This is a genomic window from Pseudogulbenkiania ferrooxidans 2002 (assembly GCF_000174355.1).
GTDB lineage: Bacteria > Pseudomonadota > Gammaproteobacteria > Burkholderiales > Chromobacteriaceae > Pseudogulbenkiania > Pseudogulbenkiania ferrooxidans.
Map to the genome: position 1 here is coordinate 229,792 of NZ_ACIS01000002.1, position 11,667 is coordinate 241,458.

The 11,667-nt window shown below is 62.4% G+C and carries 12 protein-coding genes; 5 read left to right on the forward strand and 7 right to left on the reverse strand.

All coding sequences use genetic code 11. The features are described from left to right. The first annotated feature begins 464 nt into the window (after positions 1-464). Positions 465-1,886 (forward strand): EAL and HDOD domain-containing protein, encoded by a 1,422-nt coding sequence (locus FURADRAFT_RS03785; protein ID WP_008952787.1) that lies wholly within the window; start codon positions 465-467, stop codon positions 1,884-1,886. A 173-nt stretch (positions 1,887-2,059) separates the two neighbouring features. Here the strand turns inward: FURADRAFT_RS03785 and FURADRAFT_RS03790 are convergent, their stop codons facing one another. The 4 genes from FURADRAFT_RS03790 to ald form a co-directional block, all read right to left on the reverse strand. Next, positions 2,060-3,439 carry an aspartate aminotransferase family protein gene (locus FURADRAFT_RS03790; protein ID WP_008952788.1) on the reverse strand — a complete coding sequence of 460 codons (1,380 nt, stop codon included), beginning with the start codon at positions 3,437-3,439 and terminating at the stop codon, positions 2,060-2,062. 81 nt (positions 3,440-3,520) lie between these two features. Continuing rightward, positions 3,521-4,855, reverse strand: a complete 1,335-nt coding sequence (locus tag FURADRAFT_RS03795; protein ID WP_008952789.1) for a glutamine synthetase family protein — start codon at positions 4,853-4,855, stop codon at positions 3,521-3,523. A 69-nt stretch (positions 4,856-4,924) separates the two neighbouring features. Then, a complete protein-coding gene (locus tag FURADRAFT_RS03800; protein ID WP_008952790.1) occupies positions 4,925-5,683 on the reverse strand; it encodes a gamma-glutamyl-gamma-aminobutyrate hydrolase family protein in 759 nt (252 codons plus the stop codon). Between the two features lie 15 nt (positions 5,684-5,698). Beyond that, positions 5,699-6,823 (reverse strand): alanine dehydrogenase, encoded by a 1,125-nt coding sequence (gene ald, locus FURADRAFT_RS03805; protein ID WP_008952791.1) that lies wholly within the window; start codon positions 6,821-6,823, stop codon positions 5,699-5,701. Between the two features lie 217 nt (positions 6,824-7,040). Here ald and FURADRAFT_RS03810 point away from each other — a divergent pair, with 217 nt between their 5' ends. Together FURADRAFT_RS03810 and FURADRAFT_RS03815 are read left to right on the forward strand one after the other, a co-directional pair. Then, on the forward strand, positions 7,041-7,583 hold the full coding sequence (locus FURADRAFT_RS03810) for a cupin domain-containing protein (protein WP_008952792.1): 543 nt from the start codon (positions 7,041-7,043) through the stop codon (positions 7,581-7,583). Between the two features lie 55 nt (positions 7,584-7,638). Beyond that, positions 7,639-9,129 (forward strand): aldehyde dehydrogenase, encoded by a 1,491-nt coding sequence (locus FURADRAFT_RS03815; protein WP_008952793.1) that lies wholly within the window; start codon positions 7,639-7,641, stop codon positions 9,127-9,129. A 63-nt stretch (positions 9,130-9,192) separates the two neighbouring features. Here the strand turns inward: FURADRAFT_RS03815 and FURADRAFT_RS03820 are convergent, their stop codons facing one another. The 3 genes from FURADRAFT_RS03820 to FURADRAFT_RS21345 form a co-directional block, all read right to left on the reverse strand. Continuing rightward, the gene (locus FURADRAFT_RS03820; RefSeq protein ID WP_008952794.1) at positions 9,193-9,678 is read right to left on the reverse strand and encodes a YajQ family cyclic di-GMP-binding protein; all 486 of its coding nucleotides are present in this window, start codon (positions 9,676-9,678) and stop codon (positions 9,193-9,195) included. Positions 9,679-9,965: 287 nt separating this feature from the next. Beyond that, positions 9,966-10,133, reverse strand: coding sequence for a DUF520 family protein (locus FURADRAFT_RS20030; protein WP_081455933.1), 168 nt, complete (start codon positions 10,131-10,133; stop codon positions 9,966-9,968). Beyond that, positions 10,126-10,401 (reverse strand): DUF520 family protein, encoded by a 276-nt coding sequence (locus FURADRAFT_RS21345; RefSeq protein WP_408003235.1) that lies wholly within the window; start codon positions 10,399-10,401, stop codon positions 10,126-10,128. The genes FURADRAFT_RS20030 and FURADRAFT_RS21345 overlap by 8 nt, the downstream gene beginning before the upstream one ends. Positions 10,402-10,532: 131 nt before the next feature. Here FURADRAFT_RS21345 and FURADRAFT_RS03830 point away from each other — a divergent pair, with 131 nt between their 5' ends. Together FURADRAFT_RS03830 and FURADRAFT_RS03835 are read left to right on the forward strand one after the other, a co-directional pair. After that, complete coding sequence (locus tag FURADRAFT_RS03830) at positions 10,533-11,174, forward strand: LysE family translocator (protein ID WP_008952796.1); 642 nt, start codon at positions 10,533-10,535, stop codon at positions 11,172-11,174. Between the two features lie 93 nt (positions 11,175-11,267). Then, positions 11,268-11,495, forward strand: a complete 228-nt coding sequence (locus FURADRAFT_RS03835) for a hypothetical protein (RefSeq protein ID WP_008952797.1) — start codon at positions 11,268-11,270, stop codon at positions 11,493-11,495. The last annotated feature ends 172 nt before the right edge of the window (positions 11,496-11,667 follow it).

Genomic DNA, 11,667 nt, shown 5'->3' on the forward strand with positions numbered 1-11,667 from the left:
CGGGTGTCGTATCAGCACCCATGATAAGAAACTGGACACCCTTCCGGTCGGCAATTATCCGGGCATTGGACTCGCCGAGGCAAGACAAAGGCGTGAAGAAATTCGGGCAGATATCGCCAACGGGAATGCTGCGCAGCGCGCACCCCGGCGCCGCGACGCACGACCTTACCTGGCGGTCGCCCCGCGGTGGCGTGCCAGATCGCGCACCGGGGTCGCGCCGTCCGCACGGGGCAGACATCACACCAACAGGAGTGTCATTCCCCGACCTCGTTGATGCAAAGGCGACGAGGCGGGGCCCGCATTCAACACGGCCACCACCACCCGAAACGGGTTCGTCAGCCCCACCCGCCTAAGGCCCCGATCAGACAGGTTGACGATTGCTTTGTATTTTCAACCGAAATACTTGATACAGCGATGACATTATTGTAAAAGTCGGTAATAAATGACGCATTGGAGAATGCCAAATGCTGAAGCAACTGTTTGGCGGCCTGCTTGGCAAGGATAAGCAATCAGCCCCTGGCATCGAACCAGGGCCGGCAAGCACATCACCCACTGCGCCTCCCGCCCGTATTCTGGATGGGGCCCACGCCCCGGCCCCGCTCCATCACGTGCAAACGCTGGGTTTCGTCTCGCACCATCCGGTGCAGGACAAGGACCAGCGCGTTGTCGCCTATGAATTCATCGTCAAGGGCAGCCAGGACAGCACCAAAACCGCAGCTCACAAGCGCGCCTTCGACCGGCTGCTGCTCACCACCCTCCGCAACATGAACGTGTTCCGGCTGCTGGCCTACCGGCGCGCGTTCATTCATTTGTCGCTGGCCTCGCTGGACGACCTGCCGTCACCGGACCTGCCCGCAGACAGCTGCATTTTCATTCTGGGCATGCGGCAAGGCGATGCCTTGGACGAGGCGCTGATGTCCAGACTGGACGCCCTGCGCCAGGCTGGCCTGCGTTTTGCCGTGGAACCGGCCGGTGTCGGCAGCCAGCCCGCGGCCTTGGCCCTTTACCAGCGCATGGACTACCTGGTGCTGGACTTTGCCGCGCCCAACGCGCGCATGCTTTTCCCCCTGCTGGAAAAGTTGCCGCAGCGGTTTCCTCACGTTCGATGGCTGGGGCGCAACATCAACTCTGCCGAAGAGCTGGACCTTTGCCTCCATTCTCCCGGCAGCCAGCACTTCGTGCTTTTCCATGGTTCCTACTTGAACGTGGCCCAGCCCAGAAACACCAGCAAAAACGAAGGTGCCAACCAAGGGCGCGTGCTGGAAGTCATGCGTTTGCTGCGCGCCAACGCGCCGATCGAGGAGATCGAAGCACAGTTCAAGCTGGATTCGTTGTTGCTGTTCAAATTGATGCGCTACATCAATTCCCCGGTAAACGGCCTGAACCGCAAGGTGCAGACCATCGAGGAAGGCATCATGCTGCTGGGCCGGGGCAACTTGTTCAAGTGGCTGTCACTGATGCTGTTCACGGCGGAAAGCGACAGCGGCGCGGCACTGACGCTGATGGAAAAGTCGCTGATCCGCGCCCGCTTCATGGAAGAGCTGGGGTTGGCACACGGCAACAAGCTGGAGGCCGAGCACTTGTTCCTGACGGGCATGTTCTCGCTGCTCGGCACCTTGTTGAACACCACGCTGGCCGAGGCGCTGGCGCCGCTCGATCTGCCGATGATGATTGCGGATGCCCTGCTGAGAGGGAAAGGCCTGTTTGCCGAACCCTTGCAGCTGGTGCTGGCCTGCGAACAGGATGACAACGAGGCCATCGCCCGCCTCGGCGAATCGCAGCGCGTCAGCCTGGAGCAAGTCACCGGCATCTACCTGGATGCCGTGGTCTGGGCGCAGGAGGTGCTCAAGGAAAGCGACGCACAGAACAACGTGGAGGGGGTTTAGCCGCGACATCGGAGGTGCCTCCGATGTGTCAGTCAAAAAAAGGGAAAGCACCCGATGTGCTTTCCCTTTTTTCGTAGCCGCCTAACCTTCCCTGCCGGTGACGTTAAGCTCGCCACCCCTTCACGTGCAACAACATCCCGTGGCGGCACGCCTTCCTCATCCCAACACCTTGGTCAGACCAGTCCGCGCTGGTGCAGCACCGCCTCGCACTCGGTGACACACTGCACCGCCGTGTCGATCAGCTGATCGATCTCGGCCTTGCTGATCACCAGCGGCGGCGCCGCCACCATGTGGTCGCCGCAGGCGCGCATGATCAGGTTGTGGCGGAAGAAGATGTCGCGGCAGATCGTGCCCACCTCGCCCCAGTTGGGAAACAGCTCGTGGGTGGCCTTGTCCTTCACCAGCGTGAAGGCCTGGATCAGGCCGACGCCACGCACGTCGTCGACGTGGGCGAAGCCGCCGAACGCCTCGCGCCAGCGCTGCTGCATATAGGGACCGGTGTCGTGTTTGACGCGGTCGATGATGCCCTCGTCGCGCAACGCCTTGACGTTGGCGTGCGCCACAGCCGCCGCGACCGGATGACCCGAATAGGTGAAACCATGGTTGAAATCGCCGCCTTCGGCCAACCCTTGCGCCACCTTGTCGCCGACGAATACCGCGCCGATCGGCAGGTAGCCGGACGACAAGCCCTTGGCGGCGGTAAACAGGTCCGGGTGAAAGCCAAACAACTGGTGGCCGAACCATTCGCCGGTGCGGCCGAAACCGCAGATCACCTCGTCGGCCACCAGCAGCACGTCGTACCGGCGGCAAATGCGCTCGACTTCCGGCCAATAGGTCGACGGCGGAATGATCACCCCGCCGGCGCCCTGGATCGGCTCGCCGACGAAGGCCGCCACCTTGTCCGGGCCCACTTCCAGAATTTTCTCTTCCACCCAGCGCGCCGCCACCACACCGAATTCCTCCGGCGACATGCCCTGGCCGTACCGGTACCACCACGGCTGCTCCACATGCACGATGCCTGGGATCGGCAGATCGCCCTGCTCGTGCATATAGCTCATGCCGCCCAAGCTGGCTCCGCCGATAGTCGAGCCGTGGTAGCCGTTCCAGCGCCCGATCAGGGTCTTCTTCCCGGGCTTGCCCTTGACGTCCCAGTAACGGCGCACCATGCGGATCATGGTGTCGACCGACTCGGAGCCGGAGTTGGTGTAGAAGATGTGGCTGAATCCTTCAGGCGCAACCTGTGACAGCAAGTGCGACAGCTCCACCACGGCCGGGTGAGTGGTCTTAAAAAAGGTGTTGTAGTAGGCCAGCTCGTCCATCTGGCGCCTGGCCACCTCGGACAAATCCTTGCGCCCATAGCCGATGTTGACGCACCACAGGCCGGCCATGCCGTCGAGGATCTTGTTGCCGTCCGAATCCCACAGAAACACGCCGTCGGCTTTGGTGATCACGCGGGCGCCCTGCTGGTTCAGCGACTCGGTGTCGGTGAACGGGTGCAGGTGATGCGCTGCGTCCAGCGCGCGCCATTGCTCGGTGGTACGTTCGCTCTGCATAGGATTCCTCCCAATGCGGTGGCGCCGGCCGTTCACGCCGGCCCAACGTTGGCCGAAGACTTGGCCAACTCGTTGTGCTCGCTACACGTGCAGCAGTAGGAACTTGCGCTCCCACGGGCTGATCACGCGGAAGTACTCGGCATATTCCTTTTCCTTCATCGCCAGGTACATCTTGACGAAGCGATGGCCCAGCACCTCAGCGATTTCGTGACAGTTGCGCAACGCCACCAGCGACTCCTCCGAAGAATGCGGGAACTGGTACGGCAGCTCGTAAGCGTCGGTCTGGCGCGGCTCCATTGGCTGGATCTTGTTGACAATGCCGAGGTAGCCGCAGGCCAATGTGGCCGCCATGGCGATGTAGGGGTTGGCATCGACGCCGGGCACGCGGTTTTCCACGCGGCGCGCCTTGGGCGAGGAATGCGGTACGCGCAGGCCAACGGTACGGTTGTCGTAGCCCCACTCGACGTTGGTCGGTGCCGCGGTGTAGCGCGACAGACGGCGGAACGAATTCACGTAGGGCGCGAACAGCGGCATCACCTGTGGCACGTACTTCTGCAGCCCGCCGATAAAGTGGAAAAATAGCTCCGACGGCGTACCGTCCTCGTTAGAAAACACGTTCTGGCCGGTCTTTTTATCCTTCAGGCTCTGATGGATGTGCATGGCGCTGCCCGGTTCGTTCTCCATCGGCTTGGCCATGAAAGTGGCGTACATATTGTGACGGAACGCCGCCTCGCGCACGGTGCGCTTGAACAGGAACACCTGATCGGCCAGCTCCAGCGGGTTGCCATGCAGGAAGTTGATTTCCATCTGCGCCGTGCCAACCTCGTGGATCAGCGTGTCCACCTCGAGTTCCTGCGCATGACAGTAGTCGTAGATATCCTCGAACAGCGGATCGAACTCGTTGACCGCGTCGATGGCGTAGGAGCGGCGGCCGAACTCAGCACGGCCGGTGCGACCGATGGGCGGAGCCAGCGGGATGTCCGGGTCAGGGTTGGGCGACAGCAGGTAGAACTCCATCTCCGGCGCCACCACCGGCTCCAGCCCCAGCTCGTCGAACAGATCGAGTACGTGCTTCAGGACGTTGCGCGGCGCCACGTCCACCGGCGTGCCGTCGGAACGGTAGGCGTCGTAGATCAGCTGCGCGGTCGGATCGACCGCCCACGGCACGTGGCGCAGGGTATTCTCATCGGGCCTCAGCACCATGTCCGGGTCGGTCAGGTCCATCATGCTGTCGTCCGGGTAATCACCGGTGACGGTCTGGATCAGCACCGCCTCCGGCAGACGCATTTCCGGCTCCACGGCGAACTTGTCTTTCGGCACGATCTTGCCGCGTGCGACCCCGGTAAAGTCGGGGACAATGCATTCCATCTCGGTGATGCGATGCTCGCGCAACCACTCAAAAATCTGGTTTTCCATTTTACTACCCCTACCTCTATAGATCCTTGGCCATCGATGGCTCTGTCTCACAACGGGTCCGAAGCCCGCTCACGCCTTGGCGCGTGCAGCTACCCGCTCCCGGCAAGCGGCACCGAAAGCGTTGAAAATCGCGACCGAGATCGCATTGTCATGATATTTCCATTCGGGGTGCCATTGCACGGCGTAAGAGAAAGTGCGCGCGTCACGCACGCGGTAGGCCTCGATCAGACCGTCGTCGGCCACAGCCTCGGCCTCGAGCCGCTGGGCCAAACGCTTGATGCCCTGCTGGTGCAGCGAGTTCACCTCAATAGAATCGCAACCCAGCCACTGCCGCAATAGGCTGCCTTCGGTGAAGTGCACGGCATGGGCTGATCCGTACATCTCGTCCAGATCGTCGGTCTCGGGCTCACGATGATCGGCGAAGCCCGGCTCCTCCTGCAGGTGCTGGAACAGTTCGCCGCCCAAAGCCACGTTGATTTCCTGGAAGCCGCGGCAGATGCCCAGGAGTGGAATACCCTCCTGTAGCAGTAAGTCGATCAGCGGCAGCGTGGTGGCATCGCGCTGCGGATCGTGCGGTGACCCAGGCCGGCTCGGCTCCCCTCCATAATGATGGGGCTCGATATTGGACAGCGAGCCCGTCAGCAGAATGCCATCGAACGTGTCCAGGATTTCTCGAACGTGGCTGCGGCTACCCAGCGCCGGAATCAGCAGCGGCACGCCGCCGACGCCACCCGATACTGCCTCGGCATACTTCTCAGCCACTGCATGGAACGGTAACAAGCCGATCCGTTTGACATCGCAAGGGATGCCGATGATCGGTCGCCGCATGACTCACCTCATCTTTCAGGACGCCGCCTTGATCGCCTCGAACGGGTCCACGTATTCATACCCCAGCCCGGCTGCCACGGCGCGGTGCGTCACCTTGCCGCGGCACACGTTGAGGCCGTTGCGCAGATGCGGATTGTCCAGCAGCGCCTGCACCCAGCCCTTGTTGGCCAGCTCCAGCATGAACGGCAGCGTGGCATTGGTCAGCGCCTGGGTGGACGTCCGCGCCACCCCGCCCGGCATGTTCGCCACGCAGTAATGCACGATGCCGTCCACTTCGTAAGTCGGGCTCTGATGCGTGGTGGGGCGGCTGGTTTCGAAACAGCCACCTTGGTCGATGGCCACATCCACCAGCACCGCCCCCGCCTTCATGATCTTCAACATGCGCCGCGTCACCAACTTCGGCGCCGCGGCGCCCGGAACCAACACCGCCCCCACCACCAGATCGGCCTCCTTGATCATCTCTTCGATGGTGGCGGTATCGGACATCAAGGTCTTGATCTTGCCACCAAACACCATGTCGATCTCTTTCAGGCGGTTGAGCGACTTGTCGAGCAGCGTGACATCGGCCCCCAGCCCCATCGCCATGCGGGCAGCGTTGAGCCCCACCACCCCGCCCCCCAGCACCACCACCTTGGCCGGCGCCACCCCAGGCACGCCACCCAGCAACATGCCACGCCCGCCCTGCGCCTTCTCCAGCGCGTGGGCTCCAGCCTGGATCGCCATGCGGCCGGCCACTTCCGACATCGGCGCCAGCAGAGGCAGCCCTCCGCGCTCGTCGGTGACCGTCTCGTAGGCGATGGCCACCACGTCCGACTCCAGCAGCAGCTTGGTCTGTTCCGGGTCCGGCGCCAGGTGCAGATAGGTGAACAGTACCTGGCCGGAGCGCAGCAGCCGGCATTCGACCGGTTGCGGTTCCTTGACCTTGACGATCATGTCGGCGGTTTCGAACACGCCCTCGGCGTTCGACGCGATCGAGGCGCCGGATTGGATGTACTGCTCATCGGTGTAGCCCACCCCCAGACCGGCACGGGACTGCACCAGCACCTTGTGCCCGTGCGCCACCAGCTCGCGCACCCCGGAGGGTGTCAGACCAACACGGTACTCATGATTTTTGATCTCTTTCGGAACGCCGATTAACATATCAACCTCCATAGTGTTCGGGTGTGGCTTTCAGGCGTCAAAAGCGTTTAAGAAAATCCACATTCGACTTGCTATATATATTTGATTCTGACTATAAACTCTCATTCCCGCAAAGAAAACCGGTTTTGCGGCGCAGCAGGCGCCGTGTGTGCGGTCAAAATTCTTATCACGAATCGTCTAAAATTATTAACGTATTTATTGGGATGCGACAGGAACGATGGACATAGGCGCCCGCCTGAGAATGGTACGAGCCCGCTTCGGGCTCTCACAACGTGAGCTGGCCAAGCGCGCCGGCGTGACCAACGGAACGATTTCCCTCATCGAACAGAACCGTGTCAGCCCTTCCGTCAGCTCGCTGAAAAAGGTACTGGAAGGTTTGCCGATGACATTGTCGGACTTCTTCACCTTCGACGCCGAGCCCGAACACAAGGTGTTCTACAACGCCGACGAATTGCCCAACCTCGGCAACGAAAAGGTGCAGCTGTTTCTGGTCGGTGCGTCGCACGAGCGCCGCGACCTGCAAATTCTGCGCGAATTCTACGAGCCGGGCGCCGATACCGGCCCGGACATGCTGATCCACGAAGGCCAGGAAGGCGGCGTCATCATCAGCGGCTCGATCGAATTGACGGTGAACGGCGTCAGCCGCATCCTCAACCCCGGCGACGCCTATTACTTCGATAGCCAACAACCCCACCGATTCCGCAATGTCGCCGCCGAGCCGTGCGAGATCGTCAGCGCAAGTTCGCCGTCCACCTTCTGAGCGCGCGGCCCGCCCGAGGGCGACGGCGACGCCATCCCTCACCCCGGAGAAGTCCATGTCTCGCACCCACGCCGAATGGCAGCAGCTGGCCGCGACGCTCACCATCGAAGGCCGGCTCTTCATCGATGGCGAGTATGCCAACGCCCACGACAGCCGCACCTTTGATTGCATCAACCCGGCCACCGGCGACAAGCTCGCCGAGGTGGCGTGGTCTGCCGCCGCCGATGTCGACACCGCCGTCGCGGCGGCCCGCCGAGCCTTCGAATCCGGTGTCTGGTCCGGGTTGCCGCCGCTGAAGCGCGGCAAGATACTCAAACGTTTCGCTGCGTTGATCCGCCAGCACCGCGACGAACTGGCGCTGCTGGAAACCCTCGACATGGGCAAGCCGATCGGCGACTCCATCACGGTGGACGTGCCGGGGGCTGCGTATTGCGTGGAGTGGTTCGCCGAGGCCATCGACAAGGTGGGCGGCGAAGTGGCGCCGATCGACCCCAAGCTGGTCGGCCTGGTCACGCGCGAACCGGTCGGCGTGGTGGCCGCGGTGGTGCCGTGGAATTTTCCGATCCTGATGGCGAGCTGGAAGTTCGCCCCGGCACTGGCCGCCGGCAATGCAGTGATCGTCAAACCGTCCGAGAAATCACCATTGACGGCCATCCGGCTGGCCGGGCTGGCCAAACAGGCGGGCATTCCCGACGGCATCTTCCAGGTCCTGCCCGGCGCCGGCGACGTGGGCAAGCTGTTGGCGCTGCACATGGGGGTGGACTGCATCGCCTTCACCGGCTCGACCGCCGTCGGCAAGCTGATCGCCGGCTACGCCGCGCAGTCCAACCTCAAGCGCGTCTGGCTGGAGCTGGGCGGCAAGTCGCCCAACATCATCCTGGAAGACTGCCCCGACCTCGCCCGCGCCGCGCGCACCGCCGCCGGCGCCATCTACTACAACATGGGCGAGATGTGCACCGCCGGCTCGCGCGTGCTGGTCCAGCGCAGCATCAAGGAGCGCTTTCTGGAAGCGTTCAGGAAGGCGGCCCAGGGCTACTATCCGACAGACCCGCTCGATCCGGCCGCCGGCATGGGGGCGATCGTCGACCGGACCCAGTTCGACAAGGTGCTGTCCTACATCGATCAGGGTCAGGGCGAAGGCGCCACCCTGATCTGCGGCGGCCAGGCGACACAGGTAGCCGGCAAGGGCTATTTCATCGAGCCGACCGCGTTCGATTGTCCGCACCCTGACCTGACCATCTGCCGCGAAGAAATCTTCGGGCCGGTACTGTCGGTGATCACCTTCGATTCGATCGACGAGGCGGTGCGCATCGCCAACGATACCGAATACGGTCTGGCGGCCGCGGTATGGACCGCCAACGTCAGCACGGCGCACCAGGTGTCGCGCTCGCTGCGTGCCGGCACGGTCTGGGTCAACTGCTACGACGAGGGCGGCGACATGAACCTGCCGTTTGGCGGCTTCAAACAGTCCGGCAACGGTCGCGACAAGAGCCTGCACGCACTGGAGAAGTACACCGAGCTGAAGAGCACGCTGATCAAGCTGTAAAGGTTGGCCGAAGACGCAAAAAAGGCACCTCGCGGTGCCTTTTCCGTTGCAGCTCGTCCCGGCTCAGTCGCGGAAGTTGTTGAACTGCAGCGGGAAGTCGGTGACTTCCTTGCGCATCAGCGCGATCACTTCCTGCAGGATATCGCGCTTGGCGCCGCTGACGCGCACCGCGTCGCCCTGGATGCTGGCCTGCACCTTGAGCTTGGAGTCCTTGATCAGCCTGACGATCTTCTTCGCCAAGTCACCCTCGATACCTTCCTTGACGGTGATCGCCTGCTTGATCTTGTTGCCGCTGACCTTCTCGATCTTGCCGTGATCGAGACAGCGCACATCCACCCCGCGCTTGGCCAGCTTGCCCAGCAGGATGTCCTTGACCTGATCCAGCTGGAATTCGGCGTCGGCGAACAGGGTCAGCACCTTGTCGGCGGATTCGATGCGGGCGTCGCTGCCCTTGAAGTCGTAACGGGTGGAGACCTCCTTGTTGGACTGATCCACGGCGTTGCGCACTTCCACCACATTCACTTCGGAGACGATATCAAAAGACGGCATAGACGGTTTTACCTCGTACATTCGAGGCCAAAATTCTAGTGCCTGCGCCACGAAAAGTCACCCTTGTGACCGGGCGGTCGCCTCCGCTTGCCAGCTTCCGGCTGGCAACCGATGATGGTAACGGTTCATCGCCCCGATCAAAGGACTCCGACATGCTGCTCACGCCCGAACAACTGGCCGGCTTCACCATGGCCGCGATTCTCATCACGCTTTCCCCCGGCCCGGATAATTTGATGGTGCTGAGCCTCGGCATTGCACGTGGCAAGAAACAGGGCATTGCCTTCGGCCTACAGGGTCAGCACCTTGTCGGCGGATTCAATGCGGGCGTCGCTGCCATTGAACTCGTAACCGGCGGAGACCTCCTTGTTGGACTGATCCAGTGCAATTGGCACGTCCACCACGTTCACTTCGGACACGATATCTGAAGATGGCATAGACGGTTGTACCTCAAACATTCCAAGCCCAAATTCTAGTGCCTGCCCAACTCAAAATGGCACTTGTGACTGGGCGGTCGCCTCCGCTTGCAGCCTTCCGGCTGGCAACCGATGATGGTAACGGTTCATCAGGGTCAGCACCTTGTCGGCGATTCGATGCGGGCGTCGCTGCCCTTGAAGTCGTACGGGTGGAGACTCTTGTGGACTGATCCACGGCGTTGCGCACTTCCACCACATTCACTTCGGAGACGATATCAAAAGACGGCATAGACGGTTTTACCTCGTACATTCGAGGCCAAAATTCTAGTGCCTGCGCCACGAAAAGTCACCCTTGTGACCGGGCGGTCGCCTCCGCTTGCCAGCTTCCGGCTGGCAACCGATGATGGTAACGGTTCATCGCCCCGATCAAAGGACTCCGACATGCTGCTCACGCCCGAACAACTGGCCGGCTTCACCATGGCCGCGATTCTCATCACGCTTTCCCCCGGCCCGGATAATTTGATGGTGCTGAGCCTCGGCATTGCACGTGGCAAGAAACAGGGCATTGCCTTCGGCCTGGGCTGCGCGCTGGGCTGCATCAGCCACACCCTGCTCGCCGCCGTGGGTATCAGTGCGCTGATCGCCGCCTCGCCGCTCGCCTTCACCGCCCTCAAGGTCGGCGGCGGAGCGTATCTGGTCTACCTCGGCGTGCAGGCACTGCGCAGCCCCGGCGCCAGTTTCCGGCCCGGTACGTCCGGCCAGGGTTCGGCCAACCCGGCGCGCACGATGTTTGCCAAGGGACTGCTGGCCAACGCCATCAACCCCAAGGTGGTGCTGTTCTTCCTCGCCTTCCTGCCTCAGTTCGTCGATACCGGCCGCGGCATGGCGGGTTGGCAGACGCTGGTGCTGGGGCTGATCTTCACGCTGCAGGCGGCGGTCTTGTTCGGGCTGCTGGGTTATTTTTCCGGCCACGTCGGCCAGTGGCTGCAGCGCAAGCCCAGCATGAGCAAGTGGCTCGACCGGCTGGCCGGCAGCATCTTCGTCGCCCTCGGCCTGCGCCTGATCCTGGCGCGCAGCCACTGAGTCGCACCCGCCGGGGAGGCTCTGGCCGACCCAGTCCTCCCCGACCGCCCTCTTTTATCGACTACCATTCAGACTGTAAAGGAGGGCGCGATCATGAAATGCTGGACCTTCGACACCCAATACGGCCCCTTCGACATCGTTCCACTCGACGGGCGCTACCACATCATGCACGACGGCGAGGCGCTCGGCGCCTACCCCACGCCGGAAGACGCCGCGCGAGCACTGGCCGAGGGCAGTTCGTCCTGGCCGCCGTTCGGCGATCCGCGCGACCTGGGCATCCCGGCCGACCTGGCCCAGTGGCGCAGCCGGCCGCTGACCTGACATTTCCCGCCAAACCGACCATACAACGGATTTTTTCCACCCCGCCGCTGTCACTGCCTGTGGCCGCGCGCCTGCCCTGAAGCCATTGCCTGCCAGGGACCGATTACCTGCGTATAAAAGGTCGGGGGCTTCGCGCTACAATGCGGCATAGATTGTTTTTATACCAATAACC